Origin of the sequence: Variovorax paradoxus, from assembly GCF_040544635.1 — a bacterium.
GTDB classification, from domain to species: domain Bacteria; phylum Pseudomonadota; class Gammaproteobacteria; order Burkholderiales; family Burkholderiaceae_C; genus Variovorax; species Variovorax paradoxus_R.
The window spans coordinates 428416-454227 of record NZ_JBEPKJ010000001.1 but is presented as its reverse complement, the minus strand read 5'-3'; the positions used below and the strand labels follow the sequence as shown (position 1 = coordinate 454227).

Below are 25812 nucleotides of genomic sequence, written 5' to 3'. Positions count from 1 at the left end.
CGGCTTTTTTTTTGGGCCACGCTACGGGTCGAACTCCAGACCCTCCGAAGCGAAGGACCCGACGATGGCCGAAGCCTCTTCCCTCCAAGAACTGCGCGAGGAAATGCGCGGGCCCGTGATGTGGCTCACCATCGACCGCGAAGAGCGCCGCAACGCCATCAACGCCGGCGTGCTCTCGGCGCTGTCGAATGCGCTGGCGCGCGCCAACCAGGACCGCGCGGTGCGTGCCGTGGTCCTCACCGGCAGCGGCACGCGTGCCTTCTGCGCCGGGGCCGATCTGCAAAGCGGCACCTCCTTCAAGTTCGACTACGCGGAGCCCCATCAAGGCTTTGCGAATCTCTTTCGCCAGGCCCGGCAATCGACCGTGCCGCTGATCGCTCGCGTCAACGGCGCCTGCATGGCGGGCGGCATGGGAATCATGGGCATGTGCGACATGGCGGTTGCCGGCAGCCACGCCGTGTTCGGCTTGCCCGAGGTCAAGGTGGGCCTCTTCCCCGCGCAGGTGCTCAGCGTGCTCGGCAACCTGCTGCCGCAGCGCGTGCTGGCCGAGATGTGCATTACCGGCGAACCCATCACCGCCGCCCAGGCGCTCGAGTACCGGCTCGTCAACCACGTGAGCGACGACCTCGATGCCAGCGTCGACTGGCTGCTCGGCCGCGTGCTCGACAAATCGCCCGCTGCCATACGCCGCGGCCTGTACACCATGAAGAAGATCGAAGCCATGGCCTTCGAAGAATCGATGGCGTTCACCGAAAGCCAGATCGGCCTCTTCGCGCTGACGGAGGATGCGGCCGAAGGCCAGCTCGCCTTCCGCGAAAAGCGCCAGCCGCAGTGGAGCGGCCGATGAACGGCACCGGCAGCGACCAGCAACGCATCGTGCGCATCGGCGGCGCCTCGGGCTTCTGGGGCGACAGCAGCGTGGGCGCGCCGCAGCTGGTGGCCAGCGGGCAGATCGACTACCTGGTGTTCGACTACCTGGCCGAACTCACGATGTCGATTCTCGCGGGGGCGCGGCTCAAGAAACCGGAGCTGGGCTACGCAACCGACTTCGTCTCGGTCGCGATGAAAGCGGTGCTGAAGGACGTCGTGCAGCAAGGCATCCGCGTGGTGAGCAACGCGGGCGGCGTCAATCCGCAGGGCTGCGCCGATGCGCTGGCCGCCCTCGCGGCCGAGCAAGGCATCGCATTGAAGATTGCGGTGGTGAGCGGCGACGATGTGCTGCCGCTGCTGCCGCAACTGCGCCAGGCGCAACCGCCGGTGCGCGAACTGCAAAGCGGCGCGCCGCTGCCCGAGCGCGTGCTCACGGCCAATGCCTATCTCGGTGCGCGGCCCATCCAGGCGGCTCTGGATGCAGATGCGCAGGTGGTCGTCACCGGCCGATGCGTCGACTCCGCCGTGACGCTCGGCGTGTTGATGCATGAATTCGGCTGGCAGCCCGGCGACCACGACCTGCTCGCGGCCGGCAGCCTTGCCGGACACATCATCGAATGCGGCTGCCAGGCCACCGGCGGCCTGCACACCGACTGGGACACGGTGCCCGACTGGCCGAACATCGGCTACCCGATCGTCGAATGCCGTGCCGACGGAAGCTTCGTCGTCACCAAGCCCGCGGGCACCGGCGGCAAGGTAACGCCGGCGGTCGTGGGCGAGCAGATGCTGTACGAAATCGGCGATCCCTCCGCCTATCTGCTGCCCGACGTGGTGGCCGACTTCACGCAGGTGCGCATCGAACAGGCCGGCGAACACCGCGTGCGCGTGCACGGCGCCCGCGGCCGCCCGGCCACGGCCAGCTACAAGGTGTGCGCCACCCATGTGGATGGGTTCAAGACCGCGGCACAGCTCACCATCGTCGGCTTCGATGCGGTCGCGAAGGCGCGCCGTACCGGCGAGGCGATTCTTTCTCGCACGGGCACGCTGTTCGCGCAGCATGGTTTCGGCGCGTACACCGGCACGCAGCTCGAGGTGCTCGGCGCGGAGTCCTGCTACGGACCGCACGCACGCGCCACGCAGACGCGCGAAGCCGTGCTCCGGCTCGCGGTCACGCACTCGCGCAAGGAGGCACTGGAGCTCTTCGCACGCGAGGTGGCTCCGGCTGGCACCTCGTGGGCACCAGGCACCACGGGCGCGGGCGGCGGGCGTTCGTCGGTTTCGCCGTCGATCCGCCAGTACGCCTTTCTGCTCGACAAGTCGAAGGTCGAGCCGGGCGTGACGATCGACGGGCAGCGCATTGACGTGCCGCGCGATGCAGCGTCTCCGGTGGGTGCCAATGCGCATTCGTCGAGACGCGTGGAAGACACTGCGGAAACTCCTTCATCCATTGATTCCGAAGCCGATGCCGATGCCATCGAAGTACCGCTCATCCGCCTCGCCTGGGCCCGCAGCGGCGACAAGGGCGACACCTCGAACATCGGCGTCATCGCGCGCCACCCGGCCCTGCTGCCGCTGCTGCGCGAGCAGCTGACCGAAGCGCGCGTGGCCGAATGGCTCGCGCATCTCGTCAAGGGGCCTGTCGCGCGCTATGAAGTGCCGGGCATCGGTGCCTTCAACTTCGTCTGCGAACAGGCACTGGGCGGCGGCGGCATGGCGTCGCTGCGCAACGATGCGCTCGGCAAGGGCATGGGGCAGATCCTGCTCGCGATACCTGTGCGCGTGAGCGCGGCATGGCTGGCCACGGTGGAGTCCGGAACCTGGCACGCCGCGCAGAACGCCTAGCAGCAACCGGACAACCGTGCGACAGCAGGGTTGGCCGCGCAGGTTTAGCCTCGCGCCTCTGTCCCACTTTTCCGGCACTTTTCCGGCTTACGCAATGCCCTCCCTTTTCAACCCTGTACAAGCCGGCGACCTGCAGCTCGCCAATCGCATCGTGATGGCACCGCTCACGCGCAACCGTTCGCCCAACGCCATTCCACAGGACATTGCCGCTACCTACTACGCGCAGCGCGCCACCGCCGGCCTGCTCATCACCGAAGCCACTGCCATCAGCCACCAGGGCCAGGGCTATGCCGACGTGCCGGGCCTCTACGGCACCGAACAGCTCGACGCCTGGAAGCGCGTGACCGATGCGGTGCACGCCAAGGGCGGCAAGATCGTGGTGCAGCTCTGGCACGTGGGCCGCGTGTCGCACACCGAACTGCAACCGGGCGGCGGCAAGCCCGTCGCGCCCTCGGCCATCACCGCCAGGACCAAGACCGTGCTCATCAAGGACGGCGTGCCGACTTTTGTCGAAACCTCCGAGCCTCGCGCGCTCGACGCCGAAGAGCTGCCCGGCATCGTCCACGCCTACGCCGCTGCGGCGCGCAACGCGGTGGAAACCGCCGGCTTCGACGGCGTGGAACTGCACGGCGCCAACGGCTACCTGCTCGACCAGTTCCTGAAAGACGGCAGCAACAAGCGCACCGACGACTACGGCGGCAGCATCGAGAACCGCGCCCGCCTGTTGCTCGAAGCCACGCGCGCCGTGGTCGATGCGGTCGGCGGCGGCAAGACCGGCATCCGCCTGTCGCCCGTCACGCCGGCCAACGATGCGCACGACTCCGATCCGCAGCCGCTCTTCACCCATGTGGTGAAGCAGCTCGCGCCGCTCGGCCTGGCCTACATCCACATCATCGAAGGCGCCACCGGCGGCCCGCGCGAAATCGAAGACCGTCCCTTCGACTACGAGGCACTCAAGGCCGCCTACCGCCAGGCCGGCGGCAAGGGCGCATGGATGGTCAACAACGGCTACGACAAGCCGCTGGCCGATGAAGCCGTCAAGGAAGGCGACGACCTCGTGGCCTTCGGCAAACCCTTCATCGCCAACCCCGACCTGGTGCGGCGCCTGCGCGAGAACGCACCGCTCAACGAGGTGGACAAGGCCACGATGTATGGCGGCGGCACCAAGGGCTACACGGACTACCCGACGCTGGACTGAGGAGCCTGCGCGGCGCGGGCCATGGCAAGATGCGGCGGCGCATCCACCCCCACCGGAGAGAAACGCCATGGCCCGCATCGAACAGCGACTCGCAACCCTCGGCCTCGTGCTGCCGCCGCCGGTCACGCCCCCGCCTGGCGTGGTGCTGCCTTTCGATTTCGTGCGCATCGTCGGGCGTCGCGCGCTCATCTCGGGGCATGGCCCGCTGAACGCCGACGGCACCCTCGCCGAGCCGTTCGGAAAGCTGGGACGCGAGCTGACCGTGGAACAAGGCTATGCAGCGGCACGGCTCACCGCGCTTGCCGTGTTCGGCAGCCTTCAGCGCGCGCTCGGCGACCTGGATCGCATCACCGCCTGGACGCGCGTGTTCGGCATGGTTGCTTCGGCGCCCGGCTTCGACAAGCAGCCTGCGGTCATCAATGGCTTCTCGGACCTCGTGCTCGAACTCTTCGGGCGGGAGATTGGCGCGCACTCGCGCAGCGCCGTGGGCATGGCCGAGCTGCCCTTCAACATCCCGGTCGAGATCGAGGGCGAGGTGGAGTTCGACGCATGAGCTGCGCCGTCGAGGCCTTCCGGCACTACATTCCGCGCCTCGCCCTCGCGCAGCGCACCCGCGTCTTCCTGCGCAAGCCATTGAGATGACCCCGATGCAGGTGGCCCGCATTCACCACGTCGCCATCATCTGCGCCGACTACGCGCGGTCGAAGCGCTTCTATACCGAGGTGCTCGGCCTGCGCGTGATCGCCGAAAACTACCGCGTCGCGCGCGATTCGTACAAGCTCGACCTCGCGCTGCCCGACGGTTCGCAGATCGAGCTGTTCTCGTTTCCCGAAGCACCTGCGCGCCCCACGCGGCCCGAGGCACAGGGCCTTCGGCACCTGTCCTTCGAAGTGCACGACGTGCGGGCCGCGGCCGACGAACTCGCGGCGCAAGGCATTGCGGTGGAGCCGCTGCGCATCGACGAGTACACGGGCCGGTGCTTCACTTTCTTCGCCGACCCCGATGGTCTTCCGCTCGAACTCTACGAAGCGGCGGCGGCCGAAGACATCGACGCGCTGCTGCTCAAACTCGAAGGCGCATTGCACCTGCGCGAGGTGCGGGCAAGTGCCGCGCAACTCGAAGAACTGCTCGACGAGGGCTTCCGTGAACTTGGCATCTCGGGCACCGAATGGACCCGGCCCGCGATCATCGAAGCGCTGCGCGACGAAGCCTTCTCGGAGCGAACGATCTCGGACTTCCGCGTGCAACGCATGGCGCCCGACATCGCACTGGTCACCTACCGCGCGCACCGTGCCGCGATACCTGGACGCCCCGAGGCCGATTCGCTTCGCAGCTCGCTGTGGCGCCTGCGGCGCGGCAGGTGGCGCATGACGTTCCACCAGGGCACGCCGCTTCAGATGCGGACCTAGGCCACTTCGCCGAACACCACGCTCACCCGCAGTCCCGAGGGTTCGGCGGCATCGAGCCGCAGCTCGGCGCCCAGCAGTTCCGCATAGCGCGCCACGATCGACAGGCCCAGCCCCGAGCCCTGCCCCAGCTTCTGGCCCGCGGGGCCTTGCGCCCAGCGCTGCATCAGGTCGCGCTGCGCCTCGAGCGGAATGCCGGGGCCGTCGTCGATCACGCTCAGGGTGCGGTCCGCCAGTTCGACCGTGATGGTGCGCCCGCCGTAGCGCAGTGCGTTGTCGATCAGGTTGTCGAGAATGCCCTCGACCAGCGCTTCGTTCGCCAGCACCGTCACGCGCTCATCGAGGCCGCGCGCACCCAGGTCGACACCGCGTGTATCGGCGCGGGCCAGGTGCCGCAGCACCGTTTGCTCGGCGAGCACGTCGAGCCGCACCGGTTCGCGCGCAAGGCCGGTGCGCGCCTCGTCGGCCAAGGCCAGCGCCAGTAGCTGGTCGATGAGGTGGCTCGCGCGGGCCTGCCGTTCAGACACGCGCGCCAGCTGCTCGCGCCATACCGTGGAGTCGTTCTGCGCAAGCCCGTACTCGGCCAGTGCGCGGATGCCCGCGAGCGGCGTGCGCAACTCGTGCGCCACATTGCCGACGAACTCGCGTTGTGCGCGCACGCTGTGGTTCAGCCGCTCGAACAGCGCGTTGACCGCATTGCCCAGGCGCTGCACTTCGCGCGAGGTCTCGGCCACCGCCACCGGTGAAAGGTCGTACACGTCGCGGCGGTCCAGTGCCTGCTGGAGTTCGCCGAGCGGACGCAGGTCGCGCCGGATGCCACGCCAGAGCCATACGGCGAGAAGAACCAGCAGCAGGGCCTGCGGCGTGAGCGCAAAACCGAGCAGCTGCCGCACCAGCGCCGCGCGGCTGAGCGTGGTCTGCGCAATCACCACGCGGTAGGGCATGAGCAGGCCGGGGTCGGTGTCATGCTCGAGCACCACCGCGCGCAGGACCTTGCCGTCGTAGTCCACATCCGAGAAGCGATAGCGCGCGCCCTCCGCCGGCAGCGGCGCGTTCAAGCCCGCCTGGCCGGAGATCAACGTGCCGTCCAGCCGCTGCACCGCGAAATACACCTGGTCGACCTGGTCGAACAGCACCGTGGCCACCTCCCGCGGCGACAGCAGCAGCTCGATACCGCGTTCGCCCGCCTGCACGTTGGCCGAGAGTGCATAGGCATCGTCGAGCATGCTGCGGTCGAAGGCCTGCTCGGAAAAATAGTTGGCGATGACGAGCGCGATCACCGCGCCCAGCATCCAGGTGAGCGCCAGCGGCACCAGCACATTGCGCAGCACGCGCCGCGTGAGCGAAGGCGCGGCCTTGTGCCGGCGCGGCGCGGCGGGTGCAGTGCGGCTCACACTTCCGCTTCGAGCAGGTAGCCGATGCCGCGCAGCGTGCGAATACCCGCGCCCGAACCGACCAGCTTCTTGCGCAGCCGCGAGATGAAAGCCTCCAGCGCGTTGTCGCCCAGCGATTCGTCGAAGCTGGAGAGCTTGTCGGACAGCGCGCGCTTGCTCACCGTGCGGCCCGGCGGGCTCATCAGTTCCCACAGCACTTCGAACTCGCGCGCCGGCAGGTCGAGCGGCCCGTTCGCGGTCGAAAAGCGGCGTGCCTTGCGGTCGAGCTTGAGATGGCCGAGCAGCACGATGTCTTCGGTGCCCTTGGCGCGTCGCACCAGCGCACGCAGGCGGGCTTCCACTTCCGCAAGATCGAAAGGCTTGCCCAGGTAGTCGTCGGCGCCGGCGTCGAGGCCCGCAATGCGTTCCTCGGTGCGGCCGCGCGCCGTCAGCACCAGCACCGGCGTGCGATCGCCCCGTGCGCGCGCCTGGCGCAAGGCGTTGAGCCCGCTCGCCAGGCCGCTCGTGGGGCTTGCCGTGGCAGGCAGGTTCAGGTCGAGCAGCACGGCGTCGAAGGGCTGCACGCGCCAGAGGTGGTCGGCGTCCTCGACATTGGTCGACACGTCGACCCGGTGACCGGCGTCCGCAAGGCTGCGCAGCATCACGTCGCGCAGTACGGCATCGTCTTCGACAAGCAGGATTCGCATGGTGTGTGTGGTGGGTTGAGATGCCTATTCTTGCGCGAAGGAGGGTCAGCGGCCGGTCAGTGCGCCCCGGCGATAAACGCGCCATGAGCATACGACAGCAACCTGCGGCACGGGCCCCTTTCCAGCCCCTTGCAACGCGATGAGCGCCCGCGATCCCTCCGACCTGCTGAGCGTGGTGCACCCCGCGGTGCGCCGCACGGCCGTCGTGCTGCTGCATGGTTTATGCAGCACACCTGACGAGCTCCTGACCGTGCAATCGGCCTTGCGCGGCAGCGGGTATTCGGTGCACCCGATGCGCGTCGACGGCTACTCCTTCGATGCGGCCGCATCGGTGCAACGCGCCATGCCCTGCGAGCGCTGGATCGACGCCATCGAAGCACACGTCAAGGTGCTGCGCATGCAGCATGACCGCGTGATGCTGGTCGGCATCTCGGCCGGTTCATCTCTCGCGCTCGGCGCGGCCATCCGCTGCGGCAGCGATGTCGATGCGCTGGTGCTGATGTCGACCACGCTGCGCTTCGACGGCTGGGGCATTCCGCGCACGCATGTGCTGCTGCCGCTGGCGTTCTACACACCGCTCGGCCGGCTCTGGCAGTACCGCGAGCGCCCGCCCTACGGCGTGAAGAACGAACGCGTGCGCGCCTGGATAGAGCGCGAACTGCGCCAGCGCAAGGTGTCGCGTGCCGGCAGCGCGTTGATCGGCGTCGGCCACCTGCGCGAGCACGACCGGCTGATCCGCCATGTGAAGCGCAACCTCCACCGCGTGCAATGCGACAGCGTGCTCGCGCTGCATGCCCGGCAAGACGAAGTGGCCGGCGTGGCCAACCTCGACATCCTCGCGCGCGGCCTTCGCTGCAAGGCATTCCGCAGCGTGGTGCTGACCGACAGCTACCACATGATCACGATCGACAACGACCGCCATCAGGTGGCGCGCGAAACGGTCGCCTTTGCCGATGCCGTGGCGCACGGCATGCCGGGCACTTCCTCCGCTGCGCCGTCCGCACGCAGATCCATGGCCTGAAAGAAAACACCCATGTCCTCTCCCTTGTCTTCACTCATCTTCAACAGCATCACGGCCATTCTGGTGAGCAAGTTCGACGTCGAGCCAAGCTCCGTCACGCCCGACATGGCTCTGTCCGAACTCGGCCTCGACTCGCTCGGGCTGATGGAATTCGTCTTCGCGGTGGAAGACGCCTTTCATCTCCGCCTTCCCGAAGACCGGCTCGATCCGCGCGAAGCGGGCATCACGCTCCAGCGCCTGTGCGAGGCGATCGAAGCGCAGATCAGGTGCGATGCCGAATCGCCGATGACTGCACACGCGTGAGCGGCGGCACAGCCCGTTCGATGCGCGGGGCCTGTGCGCCTGTGCTTGTCACGGGTCTCGGCTTCATCACGCCTCTGGGCCGCACCATCGAGTCATTCGACGAGGCGCTCTTCAACGGACGTTCCGCGGTGCGCGCGCAGACACTCGACATCGAAGGCCTCGGTGCGATCGAACTTGCCGTGGCCGCCTGCGCGTTCGACTCGACCGACGTTCGCAGCAGCTCGCGCCTCCCGCTCGACCGCGGCACCGCGATGGCGCTTGCGGCGGCACGCGACGCCGCTGGGCAGGCCCGGCTCCACGCCGGCAACATCGATCCCGAGCGCCTGGGCATCTTCTGGGGCAGCGGCCTGGCCGGTGCCGCGACCTTCGACGACACCACGCGCGCACTTTACGGCGAGCAGCGCCGCATGCGGCCGACGACGGTGCTCACCGTGATGCCCAACGCGGCGGTGGCGGAGCTTGCATTGCAGTTCGGCGCCCAAGGCGCCGCCATTGCATACGCTTGCGCCTGTGCCTCCTCGGCCGTGGCCATCGGCGAAGCGATGCGCGCCATTCGCGGCGGCTGGATCGATGCAGCCATCGTCGGCGGACACGACGCCATGCTCACGCCGGGCGTGATGGCCAGCTGGCATGCGATGCGCGTGACGGCACCGCTGCCGCCCGGCGCACCCGAGGGCGCCTGCAGGCCGTTCTCGAACGACCGCGCAGGCTTTGCACTCGGCGAGGGCGCAGCCGCACTGGTGCTCGAATCGGAAGCGCACGCCTTTGCACGCGGTGCGGCCGACGGTTCGACGCTCGCTCTCGCAGGCTATGCCACCAACTGCGATGCCATGCACATCACCAACCCCGACCCTGCCGGCCAGGTGCGTGCCATGCGCGCAGCGCTGCGCGATGCCGGCATCGAGGCTGCGCAGATCGGCCACATCAATGCCCACGGCACCGCCACCGTGGCAGGCGATGCGGCCGAGGCTGCTTCCATTCGCGAGGTGTTCGGCAACGCCACGCCGGTGAGCGCCACCAAGGCCATCCATGGCCATGTGCTCGGCGGCGGCGGTGCGATGGAACTCGTGGCCGCATTGCGAACACTGGCGCGCGGGATGCTTCCGCCTACCGCCAACCTGCGGGTGCCCGATCCGGCCTTCGATCTCGACCTTGTGCGAGGCGATGCACGTGAAGCGGGAAACCTCCGCTATGTGCTTTCCAACTCGTTCGCGTTCGGCGGCACCAACGCCGTGCTGATTGCCGGCCGCGCGGCGGACCGCTGAAGAACGAACGGAGCGGTACGTGCACCGTGGGCGCGCAAGCAGGCCCGGACTGGGTATGCTGGCGCCCTCATCGCATCCGCAGAAAAACCCGTTCCCATGCGCAGGCTCGCCACACCCCAGGACCTCGAAGCGGTCTTCTCCATCTACATGCATGAACAGGTCGTGCCGTTTCTCGGCTACGACCCGATGCCGCTCGACGAATTTCGCGCCATCTACAAGGAACTGGTCGACAGCCGCAGCTTCTACATCTACGAAGCCGATGGCCGCGTCGCCGGCTTCTACCGCGCAACGCGCTATCCCGGCCGCGCACGGCACGTCGCCTGCTTCGGCACCCTGGCGGTCGACCCGGCGTTGCACGGCAAGGGCATTGCGCAGGCCATGGTGAGCGATGCCATCGAGCATCTCAAGGCCGACGGCGTGAAGCGCATCGAGCTCTATGCCGAAAGCGACAACGCGCCCGGGCTGCGCTTCTACAGGAAACTGGGTTTCGAATACGAAGGCACGCTGCGCAAGTTCTACAAGCGGGCCGGCGAAGCCGAGTACATCGACGACCAGCTGCTCGCGCTGCTGATCGACTGAGCCGGACAGCAAGTCTTCAAGGCCTCAGGGCTTCCAGCGCCGCAGCAGCAGCGCATTGGCCATCACGCTGACGCTCGACAGTGCCATGGCCGCACCCGCCACCACCGGGCTCAACAGCCCGAAGGCGGCAAGCGGAATGCCGGCCACGTTGTAGGCAAAGGCCCAGAACAGGTTCTGCCGGATCTTCGCCACCGTGCGTGCAGAAAGTTCGAGCGCCTCGGCCACCAGCGCCAGGTCGCCGCGCATCAGCGTGATGCCTGCGGCTTCCATCGCCACGTCGGTGCCGCCGCCCGAGGGCGCCATCGCAATGCCCACGTCGGCGGCGGCCAGTGCGGGTGCATCGTTGGCGCCGTCGCCGACCATCGCGACCACATGGCCGTCTTTCTTCAGTGCGCTGACCTGCGCCGCCTTGTCGGCTGGCAGCACGTCGGCGCGCACGTCCTCGGCCGCAATACCCAGCCGGGCCGCCATCGCTTGCGCCGCACGCAGGTTGTCGCCCGAAATCATCACCACGCGCAGGCCCCGCGCACGCAACGCAAGAACGGCCTCTGCAGCCTCCGGCTTGGGCTCGTCGGCGAAAGCGAGCAGTGCCTGCACCTGCGCAGCGCCCGCCGCATCGAAGCGCAGCAGCGCCGACACCGTGGCACCCTGCGCATACAGGCTCTCGATCTGCGCGGCATCGGGAACGACGCCGAGTTCCGCACACCAGCGCAGGCTCGCGATGGCCCAGGTCTCGCCATTCACCTCGCCGCGCACGCCGCGGCCCGGCATCGCCTGCATGGCGCCGAGGGATGGCACTTGCAGCCCACGTTGCGCAGCCGCCGTCGACACGGCACGCGCCAGCGGATGCTCGCTGCCGCCTTGCAGGCTGGCGGCAATGGCGAGCAGTTCGGCTTCATCGCTGAGGCCAATTGCGGGTACAGCGGGCATCAGCGCCGTGAGCACCGGTCGGCCCAGCGTCAGCGTGCCGGTCTTGTCGAAAGCCACGGTACCGACGCGATGCGCGAGCTCTAGCGCGCGCGCATCCTTGATGAGAATGCCGCGGCGCGCCGCAACGCCGGTTCCGGCCATGACCGCGACCGGCGTCGCAAGACCCAGCGCACAAGGACAGGCGATGACCAGCACCGCCACGGCATGGATCATGGCCACCTCGATGCCGGCGCCCGCAAACAGCCAACCCGCCAGCGTGGCCAGTGCAATCAACAGCACCACGGGCACGAACACGGCCGCAACCTGGTCCACCAACCGCTGAATCGGCGCCTTCGCAGCCTGCGCGTCCTCGACCAGCCGGATGATGCGCGCGAGCACGCTTTCTGCGCCGACTGCGCTCACCTCGACGACCATGCGGCCATCACCGTTGACGGCGCCGCCTGTCAACGCATCGCCCGGCCCTTTCGGCACCGGCAGCGGCTCGCCGGTGAGCATCGATTCGTCGACTTCGGACTGCCCTTCGATCACGCGCGCATCGGCGGGCACGCGTTCGCCCGGTCGCACCGCGAGCCTGTCGCCCACCATCACCTCGGCCAACGGCACATCGCTTTCGCCCCGCGGCCCCATGAGATGCGCGACCTCGGGCCGCAGTTGCTGCAGCGCCCGGATGGCCGAGGTGGCCTGCCGCTTGGCGCGCGCCTCGAGCCACTTTCCGAGCAGCACCAGCGTGATGACCACGGCCGAGGCCTCGAAGTAGAGGTGCGGCACGGCACCGTGCCCCGCGTGCCCGCCCGTGGCCGCGCGCCACCAGAGCCAGAGCGACAATCCGAAGGCCGCGCTGGTGCCGAGCGCCACCAGCAGATCCATGTTGCCGGTGCCGGCCTTCGCCGCATGCCAGCCCGCGCGATAGAAACGCGCGCCGAGCCAGAACTGCACCGGCGCCGCCAGCAGCAGCTGCACCCAGGGCGCAAGCATCCAGTCCTGGTCGAAAGGTTGTCCGAGCATCGGCGCCAGCAGCGGTATCGACAGCAAGAGACCGATGCCCACCGGACCGAAACCGTGCCAGGGCGATACCGCCGCAGCTTCGTCCGCCGCGTTGCCGGCTGCGCGCGGCTCGTAGCCCGCGGCGCGCACGGCACGGCGCAGGCGTGCATCCATGTCTTCGCCGCCTTTCGCCACCACGCGAGCCGATTCGGTGGCGAGGTTCACGCTCACGTCCTGCACGCCGGGCACGCTTTTGAGCGCACGCTCCACGCGCATCACGCACGAGGCGCAGGTCATGCCGCCGACAGAAAGATCCAGGGTGCTCATGGGGTTCAAGGGAGAGTGCTGCAGATTTTCCATGCACCGAGGCTAAAGTCTTACATGATGGCAAGGTCAAGCCGAAAACGCAGTGTCCCTGCGCTGGACGTTGACATCGTGAGAAGGTTCAAACTGACAGCCTTCTTCATTCAACTTCAACAGGAGCAAGCACGATGAGCCAGAAATTCCAGGTCTCGGGCATGAGCTGCGGCCATTGCGTGAGCGCAGTGCAAAACGCGGTGCAGACCGTCGATCCCGAAGCGCAGGTCACTGTCGATCTCGAAACGGGCCACGTCGACGTGCTGAGCACGCAACCTCGCCAGGACATCGTCGCCGCGATCGAAAACGCCGGATACAGGGTGCAATGAGCAGTTTCGGTACCGTCAGCATCGGTGAGGCCGCGCGGCTCTCCGGGGTTTCGGCGCGCATGGTGCGGCACTATGAAGGCCTGGGCCTCCTGCCTGCGGTGGCGCGCACCGAAAGCGGCTACCGCCAGTATGGCGATGCCGACATCCACACGCTGCGCTTCATCAAGCGTTCGCGCGACCTGGGTTTCTCGATGGAAGAAATCGCCGAGCTCGTGGGGCTGTGGCACAACCGCCGGCGTACGAGCTCGAGCGTGAAGCGGGTGGCGCAGAAGCACCTGGGCGAACTGGAGCAGCGCATTGCCGACATGCAGTCGATGCGCAACACGCTCGCGCACCTGGTGCATTGCTGCCACGGCGACGCGCGCCCCGACTGCCCCATTCTCGACGACTTGGCGAAATAGGCTCGCCCGAAAAGATCAGGCCCCTCTGACCAGCGACAGCACTTTGCCGGCATCCAGGGTGCGGGCCTTTTCCTGGATGGCCGGGAGGTACTGGGTCTGCAGGCTCTTGCCTTCCTGCACCACGCCCGAAAAAGTGTCTTTCAGCATCTGCGCCGAGAGCGTGCGGCCGCCGGCGTAGTAGCGCTTGGCCACGTGCCCGAGCGCATAGGTCGAGGCGAAGCTCATGCCCGAGCTCACCGCCTGGTTGCCGAGGCCGCGCAACATGCCGCCGCCCATTTTTCCGAGCAGCCCGCCGAGGAGCTTGCGCCCGGCCTGTTCCAGGTACTGCGAGGTCAGGCCCACGCCGACCGTGGCCAGAAAATCCTTGACGTGGCCGCTGTCGAGCTCATAGCCGTGGGCTTTGCCGATGCGGTAGACCAGCTTCATCTGCAGCGGAATGATCGCCATGGTCGAGAGCGTCTCGGGCAGCAACTCGAGCGCGCCGTTGAGAATGGCCGCATTGAGAATCGACTTGTCGAGCTCGGCGCTGTCGGGCGATTGCACGGCAGCAGGCGTCAGTGCCACCGCTGCACCGGTGGCCGCCACCGGAACCGCGGCAATTTCCTCCGCCTGCCGGGAAAACTGCGCCGCCGAGGCATCGAGCCCGAGCGAAGTGCGCACGTCGGCCAGGAACATGCGCTCCGCCTCCGATTGCGTGCCGTCGGCATCGCACACGCACACCGCCATTTCATAGGCCAGCTGCTTCGATTCGGTGCTTGGCAACTCGCCGGCCACCGAGGCCAGCGAGACACGCTTCATCAAGACGTCCTGGTAGAGCGTCGGCAGATTCACGCCGTCGGCCTGCGAAAGGCCTTCGGCAATGCGCTTGATTTCCGCGCGTTCGCGCTCGTGCTTTTCGCCGTCGACGAAGGCGGCCAGAAGGCTGAGCGTCACGATGGCCTTGGTTTCGGTAGGTGTCACGTTGGAAATTCCACTGATTGAAGGACCAAGTTCGTTCGGCATCGCGCGCGAAGGTTCCGCCGCGGGTTCTCCCCACAAAGCTTGAGCAACTCTGTGGATAACACAGGCACTTCCTTGTAGGAGAACGCTAAGTCCTTGATCTACAAGGTAAATCTACAGTCTGCCTAAATAAACGGCAATGAATTTCTTGCGTCGAAAACCGTCTTTCGCAGATTTGCGGAACCCTGTCAAAGGACAACTCTGGGGAGAGTTCTGGCACAAGCAGGCGGTTATCCACAGGGCGGACGCGCCGGGCAATGTTGTTCCTTTTGGCGCGACAGCTCGGAAGCGCAGCTGCGCACAGTGACAGAGGTATGACAAGTGACTGTCACGCAAGGGAAAAACCGGCATGTCCACAGACTGGTGCCGCCCTTATCTACTACTACTAATTTGAATAAGAGAGATAAGAAGAAGATACGGAGTCAAAGCTGCGCCCGAAAAAAAGGCCGTGAACGGCCGCGCCGTGTTCGTGGCACCACGAACGAAAACCAGCCTCGCCGAACGGCGCCCCCTCGCTAACATCCGGGGATGAGTTTCAAACCCCGGATCCTGATCGCCGAAGACGAATCGGGCATTGCCGACACGCTGCAGTACGTCCTGAAGAGCGATGGCTTCACGCCGGTCTGGTGCGCAACAGCCGAGGAAGCCATCGCGCAGTTCGCGCAGGAGCCGCCGGCGCTGGCCATCCTGGATGTCGGCCTGCCCGACCTCAACGGCTTCGAGCTGTTCAAGCGCCTGCGCGCGCTCAACCAGTCGCAAGGCGGCGCCGAAGTGCCGATGCTGTTTCTCACCGCGAGAAGCGACGAAATCGACCGCGTGGTGGGGCTGGAGCTCGGTGCCGACGACTACATCGCCAAGCCCTTTTCTCCACGCGAACTGGTGGCGCGGGTGCGCACCATCCTGCGGCGCAGCGCACGAGCGGCCCCTGGAGGTCCCGTGGGGACGAACAACGGGGGTCCCCCTCAAAATCCGGGCGCGGCGGCTCCAGCGAGCTCTCAACCCCCCGCAATGCCGTTTGCGCTGGACAACGAGCGCATGCAGATCCGCTACTACGGACGCCTGCTCGAGCTCTCGCGCTACGAATACGGGCTGCTCCGGCTGCTGGTGCAGCGGCCGGGCCGCGTTTTCACGCGCGACGAACTGCTGCAGCTGGTCTGGGATGACGCGAGCGACAGCTTCGACCGCACCGTCGATGCACACGTGAAAACCCTGCGCGCCAAGCTCAAGGCCGTGGCGCCCGACGTCGAGCCGATCCGCACGCTGCGCGGTACCGGCTATGCGCTGAACGAAGAACTGCCTCTCAGTGCGTCGTGAGCCGGCGCACACGAATCTTCATCGGCATCCTGCTGATCTACACGGCGGGCATCGCGTTCCTGCTTTACCGCGTGGTGTCGGACATCGATCCGCGCTACCGCGAATCGGCCGAAGAGTCGCTGGTCGAAACCTCGCAACTCATCGCCAGCCTGGTCGAGCAGGACGTGATCGCGGGCGCCATCAACACCGCGCGGCTCGAGCCGCTGTTCCGCTCCGTGTACGCACGCGAGTTTTCGGCCCAGATCTACAACCTGCACAAGAACCGGGTCGAACTGCGCGTGTACGTGACCGACCGCAACGGCCGCGTGATGTTCGATTCGCTCGGCAGGCACCTGGGCGTCGACTATTCGCAGTGGAGCGACGTGAACCGCACGCTCGCCGGGCTTTACGGCGCGCGCACCTCGCGCGATGTCGACGGCGACCCGCGCACCTCGGTGATGTACGTGGGCGCGCCGATCCGCTGGAACAACGAAATCGTCGGCATGGTCAGCGTCGGCAAGCCGGTGCAGAGCTTCGGCCAGTTCGTGGAAGACGCACGCGCCCGCACCCTGTGGGTGGGCGTGGGTTCGGGCCTGGCGCTGCTGCTGCTGGCGGTGATCGTCTCGGTCTGGCTGGTGCGGCCGTTCGGGCTGATTTCGGACTACTGGAAATGGGTGCGCGCCCAGCGCACCCTGAGCCTTTCGCGCATGGCGCGGCGCGCGGTCGATGCGGTGCGTACCGGCTTCAGCGAAATGCGCGATGCGCTCACCGGCCGCAACTACGTGGCCGACTACGTGCAGACCTTCACGCATGAAGTGAAGAGCCCGCTTTCGGCGATTCGCGGCGCCGCCGAGCTGCTGCAGGAACCCTCGATGCCGCACGCGGAGCGCGAGCGCTTCCTGAAGAACATCGAGCGCGAAACGCAGCGCATCCAGGAAATCGTCGACCGCATGATGGAGCTCACCGCGCTGGAAACCCGCCACGGGCTCGACCGCACGGAGCCCGTGGCGCTGGCTTCGCTGATCGAGGACATCGCCCTCAGCGCGCAGCCCGCGGCGGCCAAGCGCAACATCGGCGTGCAAGTGAACATCCGTACCGAGGCCAGCACCGAGGGCGATCCGTTCCTGCTACGGCGCGCCATCAGCAACCTGCTCGACAATGCCATCGATTTTTCACCGGAGGGCAGCGAGGTGCTGCTCACGCTGGAGACCACCTCGAAGCTTGCGCGCGTGACGGTGCGCGACCGCGGTCCAGGCATTCCGGAGTACGCGCAGGAAAAAGTCTTTCAGAAGTTCTATTCGCTGGCGCGGCCGCACAGCCAGAAGAAGAGCACCGGGCTTGGGCTGGCCTTCGTGAAAGAGATTGCCGCGCTGCACCGCGGACGCATCGAGCTCGGCAATGCGGCCCGCGGCGGCGCGGTGGCCACGCTCACGCTGCCGCTTCTGTCGTCACATCACTGAGCAGAGGCTGCGGCGCGGGTTACCGGCCGATGAGCACGCCGTACGCCCTGCGCGTTCCGGGGCTCACCGCATCGAGCAGTTGCTCGTAAGAGGTCTTGTGCCGCGCCAGCATGCGCGCCGACGCCACGGTTTTCGATTTGCAGAACCAGTGGCAGGTGTGCTGCATGAGGAACAGTTCGGCCGACATGGTGAAGGCCTTGGCCTTCGGCGTGCGGCCCGATTCGTTGTGCATCACTTCGGCAATGCCACGCGCATGGATCACCAGCGCTTCCCGCAGGTCGAAGGTGGCGGCCGGGAACAGCTGGTGCGCGAAGGGAATGGCGAACGGCAGCTTGCTCACGCGTGCATCCGCCGCGCTGACGCGTGCGAACTCGGCGGCAAAGCTGTCGAACTGGCCCGAGAGCTTTTCCTCGGTGGAATCGAGCAAGCTCCAGATCTGCTGGCGCCGCTCGGCGTCGTCTTCGCCGAGGCAGCGCAGGTACCCCTGGGTGAGGGTCTCCATCAGGTTTTCGATCTGGTACTTGCCGAGATGGCTTCCGAGCAGCGCGATGCGCCGGCGCTGGTCCCTGGAATTGAGGATGTAGGCGCCGATGACGAGCAACGTCACCAGGGTAAGAATTTCCATGAGAGCGTGGAGAAGGTGAAGCGAAAGGCAGCACCGAGTGTAGAGACCCGGAACCGCTCCGCTTCATCCCACCTTCGCAACGCGCTGTTCTGCGCTGCGGCACCTCATCCCTGCCCCCGCTCGGCTATCGGAAGAATTCGAGGATGCGGTTGCGCTCCTCGGGCGGCGGCGGCGGGCCCAGCGGCACGCCGGAGAGTTCTTCCGCCGGTGGCGGCGGTGCCTCGGTGTTCTCCAGGCCCAGGCTCGCCACGCTGTGTCCCGGCGTGAAGTCGTCGAAGTACCACTCGCCGTCGATATTGACGACACCCGCCGGCTCCGGAATCTTGCTGACCGGCACGCCCTTGAGCGCCGTCTGCATGTAGCCGATCCAGATCGGCAGGCTCAGGCTGCCGCCGGTTTCGCCGCGCACGCCGAGCTGGCGCGGCGTGTCGTAGCCGATCCATGCAATGCCCACCGTCGTGGGCTGGAAGCCCGCGAACCAGGTGTCGAACGAATCGTTGGTGGTGCCGGTCTTGCCGAACAGGTCGTCGCGCTTGAGCGCCTGGGAGGCACGCGCGGCGGTGCCGCCCTTCACCACGCTTTGCAGCAGCGAATCCATGATGAAGGCATTGCGCTCGGGAATGGCACGGCGGGTTTCGTCGAGCACCGGCGGTTCGGTTTCGAGCAGCACCTTGTCCCGCAGGTCGGTCACGCGCGTGACGAGATACGGATTGACGCGGTAGCCGCCGTTGGCAAACACCGAGTAGGCGGTGGCCATCTGCATCGGCGTGACCGAGCCCGCGCCGAGCGCCATCGGCAGGTAGGCGGGATGCTTGTCCTTGTCGAAGCCGAACTTCGTGATCCAGTCTTGCGCATACGGCGCGCCGATGGATTGCAGCAGCCGAATCGTCACCAGGTTCTTCGATTTCATCAATGCGGTGCGCAGCGGCATCGGCCCTTCGAAGCCGCCATCGAAATTCTTCGGTTCCCAAGGCTGGCCGCCCGGCGTGCTCGGCTCGAAGAACAGTGGCGCGTCGTTCACGATGGTCGCCGGCGCGAAGCCTTTCTCGAGCGCGGCCGAATAGATGAACGGCTTGAAGCTGGAGCCCGGTTGGCGCCAGGCCTGTGTGACGTGGTTGAACTTGTTCTTGCCGAAATCGAAGCCGCCCACCAGCGACTTGATGGCACCGGTGCGCGGGTCCATGGCGATGAACGCACCTTCGACCTCGGGCAGCTGCGTGATTTCCCAGGTGTTTTTGGGCGTCTTCGCCACGCGGATCACCGCGCCGCGGCGGATCTTGATGTGGGGCGGCGCCTTCGCGGCAAGGCCCGATTGCGCGGGCCGCAGGCCTTCGCCGGTGATCTGCACGGTTTCGCCGTTGGCGCGCACCGCATTGATCTCCTTGCTGTTGGCCTCCAGCACCACCGCAGCCATCACGTCGCCGTTGTCGGGGTGCTCGGCCAGCGCATCGTCCACCGCCTCGTCGGCTTCCTTCTGATCGTTCGGCAGATCGACGAAACGCTCGGGCCCGCGATAGGGCTGGCGCCGCTCGTAGTCCATGATGCCCTTGCGAAGCGACCTGTAGGCTGCGGCCTGGTCGGCTGCGACCAGCGAGGTGTAGACCTTCATGCCGCTGGTGTAGATGCTGTCGCCGTATTGCGCGTACATCATCTGGCGCACCGTCTCGGCCACGTACTCGGCATGCAGCCGGTTCGGGTCGGCGGCATCGCGCAGGTGCAACTCTTCCTTCTTGGCTTCAGCCGCCTGCTCGGCGGTAATGAAGCCGGTTTCCTGCATGCGGTCGATCACGTACAGCTGGCGCGCGCGGGCACGGCGCGGGTTGGCCACCGGATTGTTGGCACCGGGCGCCTTCGGCAGGCCGGCCAGCATGGCGGCTTCGGCCATGGTGATGTTCTGCAGCGGCTTGCCGAAATACGCCTCGGAGGCGGCCGCAAAACCATAGGCCCGGTTGCCGAGATAGATCTGGTTCAGGTAGATCTCGAGAATCTGATCCTTCGTGAGTTGCTGCTCGAGCCGCAGGGCCAGCAAGATTTCATAGGTCTTGCGGCTCAGCGTGCGTTCCGAGCTGAGGTACACATTGCGCGCTACCTGCATGGTGATGGTGGAAGCGCCCTGCTTGCGGCCGCCTTTCAGGCTGGCCACCGCTGCACGCACGAAGCCCTTGTAGTCGACGCCGCCATGGCCATAGAAGCGCGCGTCTTCCACGGCCAGCACGGCGTCTTTCATGACCTTCGGAATGTTGGCAAAGGGCGTGAGCGTGCGGCGCTCTTCGCCGAATTCGCCGATGAGCGTGCCTTCGACCGAATACACGCGCAAAGGCAGCTTGGGCCGGTAGTCGGCAAGCTCGGAAATGTCGGGCAGCCGCGGATAGATGATGGCCACCGCCACGCCGGCGGCCACCAGCAGCACCAGCGCGGCGGAACCGCCCACGATGGCGCTCCACCGCGCAATGCGCCGCAGCCGCATCGAACGCTCGGAGCGCGCCGGTTCGGTGGAAGGAGAGGAATCGTCCATGGAGATCAATAAGTAAGGAAAAAAACAGTCCGTAGCGTCGGTTACACGGACGCGGCCGCATCGGGTAAGACCGGCTCGGGCGTTCGGGGGTTCCCGGCCGACAGCGCATACCAGTCGACCTTGCGCGTGGCGAGCATCAGCACCGTCAGCATGCCGAATGTCAGCAGGGCGCCGAGCAGGAGGGCATTGCTTTCCGATGCCAGCAGGCCGTAGAGCGCGCCATAGAGTACCGCGACATAGGCCCCGAAGCCCGCTCCGCGTTTCCAGCTTTGCAAAACCGCGCTGAAATAAATACCGAGCAGCAGCACGCTTGCGCCGGCCGCACTGGCATAGGCCAGCCAGAAGGCCAGCTTCTCGGACAAGGCCAGCAGCAGCAGGAAAAACAGCGCGATCGACAGGCCGACCAGGCCGTATTGCACCGGGTGCATGCGCTGCCTGCGGAACAGCTCGAACATGAAGGCGGCCATGATCACCAGGCCGATGAAGAGCGCACCGTACTTGCCGGCGCGCGTGCTCATCGAATACACGTTGATGGGCTGTGCGAGCGACACGTCGAAGGTCTGCAGCGGGCCGAGGTTGCGCGGCGCATGGCCGACTGTTGCCGCGGCGGCCGTGGCAGCAGCAGTGGCGGTGGCAGCGGCGCTGCGATCGTCGCGGTCCGACAGTCCGGCGCGCACCTGTTCGCGCGCCGAGGTCACCAGCGACGACACGCGCCAGTGCGCATCGAAGCCCTGCGGTGTCACCGCGCGCTGGGTGGCGAGAAAGCGGCCGCCGAAACTCGGGTGCGCCCATGGCGAGATGAGGTGGGCGGTGGTTTCTTCGGCAATCGGCACCATCGAGAGCGTGTCCTGGCCCACGAGGCCGAGCTTCATCTCGAAAGGCAGCGGCGCCTTCGATTCCCATGCGGCGAGCGCGGCGCCGGTGAGCGGTGCGTGGACGCCATCGGCCAGCCAGCTGTCGTCCCCCAGGCCGGGCACGCGCTGCTTGAAACGCAGGCCCTCGCCGTTCATCGCGATGGAAGGCGAACCGTCGAGCCCGCGCAGGTCGCTCACGTAGAACACGACGAAAGGTGCCTTGAACTCGATGCGGGAATCGGCTTCGCTGTGCGCCACGGACTTGGGGTCGAAGGCTGCAAAACCGCCGCCGAGCGTGGCGTTGAGCGTGTAGAACGGAATCTTGAAGATGCCGCGATAGCGCTCGTGCGGCGTCATCGAACCTTCGATGTGCAGCTTGTCGGGAAACACCGCGTGGGCCATTTCCTTGCTGCGCGCCTCCTGGCCGATCACCTTGCCTTGCGCATTGCGCAGCGGCTCCATCCAGCGCTCCACATACGGCACCAGCAGCACCGGGCCGACCATGGTCTGCGCGCTCGCATAGGTGGCGGCAAGCTCCTCGGCCGCCTCGCGCTGGCTGCGGCCGCGCTCGCGGTTGATCGAATTGATCTCGGCCAGCGGAATGCACAGCAACAGCGTGAGCATCAGCAGCCCGGCCACCCTGACCAGCATGGAACTCTGCAGGGCCTTGAACAACTGGAACATGTTTTTCTCCTCTTCGATAACGAAGCGGCGATGCTCGCCGCGCGACCCGAAGGCTGTGTGAAGCGGGGCCGCCGGCGGACTTCACACAGGCTTCACACAAGGCTGCAACCGGGGTGCCGGACTTCAAGCAGCCTTCCAATTTCCTTCTCGCGCGGCGGTGACAGTTGCGGCTGTGCAAGTTCGCACGGACACCCACCCCACACCGCCATGGACGCCCAAATCTCCACCCGCCCCGGCCGCTGGCTCTGGCTCGCTACCGTGAGCCTGGCCACCGCGGGCTTCGTCGCGCTCAGCGTGCACCCCGTGCATGCGCAGGAAGCACCCGGCCCGCGTCTGAAGACCGAGAGCCCGTATTTCTTCGTGAAGAGCGACGACCCCTCGGTCGACCGCCTGCCGCTCAAGGGAACTGAAGTGGCAGTGAAGATCTCGGGCGTCATTGCCGACGTGACCGTGACGCAGACCTATCGCAACGAAGGCCAGCGTGCGATCGAGGCGAAGTATGTTTTCCCCGGCTCGACCAAGGCTGCGGTGAGCGGCCTCAACGTGCGCCTGGCCGATCGCCTGATCACCGCGCAGATCCGCGAGAAGCAGCAGGCGCAGATCGAATACGACACCGCCAAGAAGGAGGGCAAGACGGCCGCGCTGCTCGAGCAGCACCTGCCCAACGTGTTCCAGATGAACGTTGCCAACATCCTGCCCGGCGACGAGGTGAAGGTGGAACTGCGCTACACCGAGCTGCTGGTACCGCAGTCGGGCAACTACGCGTTCGTGTTTCCCACGGTGGTGGGGCCGCGCTACAACAGCCCGCAGTCGGAGAACGCCCAGGCCAAATGGGTGGCGCAGCCCACGCTGCGCGCGGGCGTGGCGCCGAACACCGGCTTCAGGCTCAAGGCCAGCATCGACACGCCCATGGGCCTGAAGGAGGTGCGCTCGTCCACCCACGCCATCGAGGTGAAGAAGAGCGATGAAGACCGGCATGCCGACGTCGTGCTCACGGCCGACGGCCGCCCCGCGGACAACCGCGACTTCGTGCTCGACTACCGCCTTGCGGGCGAAAAAATCGAATCGGGCCTGATGCTCTACAAGGGCCAGGGCGAGAACGCAGAAAACTTCTTCCTCGCGATGGTCGAGCCGCCGAAGGCGGTGGCCGCCAGCGCCATTTCGCCGCGCGACTACATCTTCGTGGTCGATATCTCGGGCTCGATGCACGGCTTTCCGCTCGACACCGCCAAGACGGTGCTCGAGCGCCTGATCGGCGGGCTGCGGCCGAGCGACACCTTCAACGTGCTGCTGTTCTCGGGCAGCAACAAGATGCTCTCGCCCAAGTCGGTGCCGGCCACGCGCGCCAACATCGAGCAGGCGCTCGCCACCATCCAGAACTACAGCGGCAGCGGTAGCACCGAACTCATTCCTGCGCTCAAGCGCGTCTACGCCGAGCCGAAGGAAGAGAACGTGTCGCGCACCGTGGTGCTGGTGACGGACGGCTACGTGAGCGTGGAACGCGAGGCTTTCGAGCTGGTGCGCAAGAACCTCTCCAAGGCCAATGTGTTTGCCTTCGGCATCGGCTCGTCGGTGAACCGCAGCCTGATGGACGGCATTGCACGTGCCGGCATGGGCGAGCCCTTCATCATCACCGACCCGATCCAGGCGCCTGAGCAGGCCGCGCGCTTCCGCCGCATGGTGGAGTCGCCCGTGCTCACGAACGTGAAGCTCACTTTCGGCGGGCTGGACGTGTACGACGTGGAACCCCAGGCGCTGCCCGACGTGCTCGGCGAACGCCCGGTGATCGTGTTCGGCAAGTGGCGCGCGGATGCCGAAGGCAAAGCCCGGGGCCGCGTCATCGTCGAAGGCCAGGGCGCCAGCGGCCCCTACCGCCAGGAACTGCGCATCGACCCGCAGTTGCGCCAGGACACCGCCGCGCTGCGCACACTGTGGGCGCGCCACCGCATCCAGAGCCTGAGCGACCAGGAAACGCTCGAGGGCGGCACCGCCTTCAAGGAACGCATCACCGAGCTCGGCCTGAAGTACAGCCTGCTGACGCAGTACACCAGCTTCATCGCCGTCGACAAGGTGGTGCGTAACCTCGCGCCGCAAAACAGCGTGGACGTGAACCAGCCGCTGCCGTTGCCGCAAGGCGTGAGCGAACTCGCGCTCGGTGCCGAGGTGCCGAGCACGCCGGAGCCTGAAACCCTGGGCGCCATTGCCGTGGTGCTGTCGATGCTCGCCATGCTGCGCCGCCGCGCACGGCGCCACGATCCGCGCCGCTTCACGGCCTGAGCGTGCGAGAAGGAAAAAGAAATGTCATTGGCCGCACTTGCCCACCGCCATCCGCGCATCGTGGATTGGGGCATTCACATCGACCGCGCACCGGCCGCCTTCTGGCTCGCACTGCAGTTCGCCGCGCTCGCGCCGACGTGGGCCTGGATGGTCCAGCGCATGCGCGATGGCTCCGACGATCCACTGGGCCTGCTGGCATTGGCCGCATTGGCTGCGCTGGCCTGGCAGCGGCGGCGCGAGCTGCGCGCCGCGCCGCGGCTGGGCTGGCTGGCTTTGGCGGGCGCCGGCACCTTGCTGGCGACGCTGCTGCGCACCGGGCTCGGCGCCTTGCCTGCCCTGCCCCCGCTCGCGGCGGGCCTGGTGGCGGTGCTGGCGCTGGCGTGCGGCTTGCTGGCCTTCCTGCCGCGGCGCGTGGCCGCATTGCCGGTCGTCGGGCTCGCGGTGCTGGCCTTGCCGCTGCTGTCGTCGCTGCAGTTCTATGCGGGCTATCCGCTGCGCGTGGTCACGGCCGAAGCGAGCCGCTGGCTGCTGGCCCCGGGCTTCGACGTGGCGCGCGAGGGCAGCAGCCTGGTGGTCGACGGGCGGCTGGTCATCGTCGATGCGCCGTGTTCGGGTGTGCAGATGGTGTGGCTCGGCTACTTCACGGCCTGCGCGGTGGCGCTCTGGGCCCGGCGCAGCGACCGCAGCTTTCTGCGCCGGCTGCCGATGGTCGGCCTGCTGGTGCTGGGCGGCAACATCCTGCGAAACAGCGTTCTGATCGCGTTCGAAGGCGCGGGCCAACCGCTGGCGCCGTGGGCGCACAACACGTTGGGGCTGCTGGTCCTGGCCGTCGTGTGCGGCGCCATCGCCCGCCTGATGGTGCCGGAACGCACGGTTGCCGGCTTTGCCGACCAACCCATTCCCGGAATGATCACTGTGCAGGGAGGCCGCCATGTCGACACGGTTCTTTGAAAGCTTTTTCGCTAATCACTTCATCAACCGCATCGGCTACAAGACGGCGTTTGCGCTCGCGATGCTGTTGTGCCTGCTGTGGTCGACCGCCGCCGCGCTGCGCGCGCCGCAAGAACCCGTGGCGGCCGCGGCATCGCATGAATGGCCGCGCGAATGGGACGGTGTTCCGCTGCGGCCGATGGCGCTCGGCGAAGTCGAGCAGCGCTTTGCAGACCGCTTTCCGGGCGCCATCGGCCGCATGACCGATGGCGCGCAGATGATCGTGATGCGCGCGGTGAATACGCCAACGCGCATGCTTCATCCGGCCGCCGACTGCTACCGCGCGCTCGGCTATCGCATCGAGCAGGCGCGGCTGGAACGCGATGCGCAGGAGCGTTTGTGGCGCTGTTTTGTTGCGCAACGGCACGGTGCGCAAAAGTTCCGGGTTTGTGAGCGCATCGTCGATGCCGAAGGCACGGCTTTCACCGACACTTCAGCTTGGTACTGGGCGGCGGCCAGCGGGAAGTCGACCGGTCCGTGGCAAGCCGTCACGGTGGCGAGACCCTTGTGAGAGTTGTGTGAACAAGATCCTGCGTTCTTTGATGTATGC

At 66.9% G+C, this 25812-nt stretch carries 23 protein-coding genes; 16 read left to right on the top strand and 7 right to left on the bottom strand.

Features of this window, described 5'->3' with window-relative positions; all coding sequences use genetic code 11:
- Nucleotides 1-64 precede the first annotated feature (64 nt).
- The 5 genes from ABIC94_RS02220 (at nt 65) to gloA2 (ending at nt 5319) form a co-directional block, all read left to right on the top strand.
- Nucleotides 65-847: an enoyl-CoA hydratase-related protein gene (locus ABIC94_RS02220; RefSeq protein ID WP_354370992.1), complete on the top strand. Its 783-nt coding sequence runs from the start codon at nt 65-67 to the stop codon at nt 845-847.
- Nucleotides 844-2712 (top strand): acyclic terpene utilization AtuA family protein, encoded by a 1869-nt coding sequence (locus tag ABIC94_RS02215; RefSeq protein WP_354370991.1) that lies wholly within the window; start codon nt 844-846, stop codon nt 2710-2712. The genes ABIC94_RS02220 and ABIC94_RS02215 overlap by 4 nt, the downstream gene beginning before the upstream one ends.
- A gap of 94 nt (nt 2713-2806) precedes the next feature.
- Nucleotides 2807-3910 carry an alkene reductase gene (locus ABIC94_RS02210; RefSeq protein WP_354370989.1) on the top strand — a complete coding sequence of 368 codons (1104 nt, stop codon included), beginning with the start codon at nt 2807-2809 and terminating at the stop codon, nt 3908-3910.
- Between the two features lie 67 nt (nt 3911-3977).
- The gene (locus ABIC94_RS02205; protein WP_354370988.1) at nt 3978-4463 is read left to right on the top strand and encodes a RidA family protein; all 486 of its coding nucleotides are present in this window, start codon (nt 3978-3980) and stop codon (nt 4461-4463) included.
- A gap of 85 nt (nt 4464-4548) precedes the next feature.
- Nucleotides 4549-5319, top strand: a complete 771-nt coding sequence (gloA2, locus tag ABIC94_RS02200; protein WP_354370987.1) for an SMU1112c/YaeR family gloxylase I-like metalloprotein — start codon at nt 4549-4551, stop codon at nt 5317-5319.
- Here gloA2 and ABIC94_RS02195 read toward each other — a convergent pair.
- Nucleotides 5316-6710: a sensor histidine kinase gene (locus ABIC94_RS02195; protein WP_354370986.1), complete on the bottom strand. Its 1395-nt coding sequence runs from the start codon at nt 6708-6710 to the stop codon at nt 5316-5318. The genes gloA2 and ABIC94_RS02195 overlap by 4 nt on opposite strands.
- Nucleotides 6707-7396, bottom strand: a complete 690-nt coding sequence (locus ABIC94_RS02190) for a response regulator transcription factor (RefSeq protein WP_309955934.1) — start codon at nt 7394-7396, stop codon at nt 6707-6709. Before ABIC94_RS02190 ends, ABIC94_RS02195 begins: the two co-directional genes overlap by 4 nt.
- Before the next feature lie 139 nt (nt 7397-7535).
- On the opposite strand from ABIC94_RS02190, the gene ABIC94_RS02185 reads away from it, so the two are divergent.
- The 4 genes from ABIC94_RS02185 (at nt 7536) to ABIC94_RS02170 (ending at nt 10564) form a co-directional block, all read left to right on the top strand.
- Nucleotides 7536-8417, top strand: a complete 882-nt coding sequence (locus ABIC94_RS02185) for an alpha/beta hydrolase (RefSeq protein WP_354370984.1) — start codon at nt 7536-7538, stop codon at nt 8415-8417.
- Nucleotides 8418-8429: 12 nt separating this feature from the next.
- Entirely contained in the window at nt 8430-8720 is a 291-nt protein-coding gene (locus ABIC94_RS02180) for an acyl carrier protein (protein ID WP_354370982.1), read from the top strand.
- 20 nt (nt 8721-8740) lie between these two features.
- Entirely contained in the window at nt 8741-9985 is a 1245-nt protein-coding gene (locus ABIC94_RS02175; RefSeq protein ID WP_354371416.1) for a beta-ketoacyl-[acyl-carrier-protein] synthase family protein, read from the top strand.
- Nucleotides 9986-10081: 96 nt separating this feature from the next.
- A complete protein-coding gene (locus ABIC94_RS02170) occupies nt 10082-10564 on the top strand; it encodes a GNAT family N-acetyltransferase (RefSeq protein WP_354370980.1) in 483 nt (160 codons plus the stop codon).
- Between the two features lie 24 nt (nt 10565-10588).
- Here ABIC94_RS02170 and ABIC94_RS02165 read toward each other — a convergent pair whose 3' ends face one another.
- On the bottom strand, nt 10589-12838 hold the full coding sequence (locus ABIC94_RS02165) for a heavy metal translocating P-type ATPase (RefSeq protein ID WP_354370978.1): 2250 nt from the start codon (nt 12836-12838) through the stop codon (nt 10589-10591).
- A gap of 131 nt (nt 12839-12969) precedes the next feature.
- Here ABIC94_RS02165 and ABIC94_RS02160 point away from each other — a divergent pair, with 131 nt between their 5' ends.
- Together ABIC94_RS02160 and cueR are read left to right on the top strand one after the other, a co-directional pair.
- The gene (locus ABIC94_RS02160; RefSeq protein WP_354370976.1) at nt 12970-13164 is read left to right on the top strand and encodes a heavy-metal-associated domain-containing protein; all 195 of its coding nucleotides are present in this window, start codon (nt 12970-12972) and stop codon (nt 13162-13164) included.
- Nucleotides 13161-13565, top strand: coding sequence for a Cu(I)-responsive transcriptional regulator (gene cueR / locus ABIC94_RS02155; RefSeq protein WP_354370975.1), 405 nt, complete (start codon nt 13161-13163; stop codon nt 13563-13565). Before ABIC94_RS02160 ends, cueR begins: the two co-directional genes overlap by 4 nt.
- A gap of 15 nt (nt 13566-13580) precedes the next feature.
- Here the strand turns inward: cueR and ABIC94_RS02150 are convergent, their stop codons facing one another.
- A complete protein-coding gene (locus ABIC94_RS02150) occupies nt 13581-14525 on the bottom strand; it encodes a YcjF family protein (protein ID WP_354370974.1) in 945 nt (314 codons plus the stop codon).
- 567 nt (nt 14526-15092) lie between these two features.
- On the opposite strand from ABIC94_RS02150, the gene creB reads away from it, so the two are divergent.
- Complete coding sequence (creB, locus tag ABIC94_RS02145; RefSeq protein WP_354370973.1) at nt 15093-15878, top strand: two-component system response regulator CreB; 786 nt, start codon at nt 15093-15095, stop codon at nt 15876-15878.
- Entirely contained in the window at nt 15875-17317 is a 1443-nt protein-coding gene (creC, locus tag ABIC94_RS02140) for a two-component system sensor histidine kinase CreC (RefSeq protein ID WP_354370971.1), read from the top strand. The genes creB and creC overlap by 4 nt, the downstream gene beginning before the upstream one ends.
- A gap of 19 nt (nt 17318-17336) precedes the next feature.
- Here creC and ABIC94_RS02135 read toward each other — a convergent pair whose 3' ends face one another.
- The 3 genes from ABIC94_RS02135 to creD form a co-directional block, all read right to left on the bottom strand.
- Nucleotides 17337-17942 carry a hypothetical protein gene (locus ABIC94_RS02135; RefSeq protein WP_354370969.1) on the bottom strand — a complete coding sequence of 202 codons (606 nt, stop codon included), beginning with the start codon at nt 17940-17942 and terminating at the stop codon, nt 17337-17339.
- Between the two features lie 124 nt (nt 17943-18066).
- Complete coding sequence (locus ABIC94_RS02130; RefSeq protein WP_354370967.1) at nt 18067-20457, bottom strand: penicillin-binding protein 1A; 2391 nt, start codon at nt 20455-20457, stop codon at nt 18067-18069.
- Between the two features lie 41 nt (nt 20458-20498).
- Nucleotides 20499-21995: a cell envelope integrity protein CreD gene (gene creD, locus ABIC94_RS02125; protein WP_354370965.1), complete on the bottom strand. Its 1497-nt coding sequence runs from the start codon at nt 21993-21995 to the stop codon at nt 20499-20501.
- A 207-nt stretch (nt 21996-22202) separates the two neighbouring features.
- Here creD and ABIC94_RS02120 point away from each other — a divergent pair, with 207 nt between their 5' ends.
- From ABIC94_RS02120 to ABIC94_RS02110, 3 genes are read left to right on the top strand one after another with little or no spacing between them, the layout of a single operon-like run.
- A complete protein-coding gene (locus tag ABIC94_RS02120; RefSeq protein ID WP_354370964.1) occupies nt 22203-24272 on the top strand; it encodes a VIT and vWA domain-containing protein in 2070 nt (689 codons plus the stop codon).
- Nucleotides 24273-24293: 21 nt separating this feature from the next.
- Nucleotides 24294-25223 (top strand): exosortase Q, encoded by a 930-nt coding sequence (gene xrtQ, locus ABIC94_RS02115; RefSeq protein ID WP_354370962.1) that lies wholly within the window; start codon nt 24294-24296, stop codon nt 25221-25223.
- On the top strand, nt 25204-25773 hold the full coding sequence (locus ABIC94_RS02110; RefSeq protein ID WP_354370960.1) for a hypothetical protein: 570 nt from the start codon (nt 25204-25206) through the stop codon (nt 25771-25773). The genes xrtQ and ABIC94_RS02110 overlap by 20 nt, the downstream gene beginning before the upstream one ends.
- Nucleotides 25774-25812: the final 39 nt, after the last annotated feature.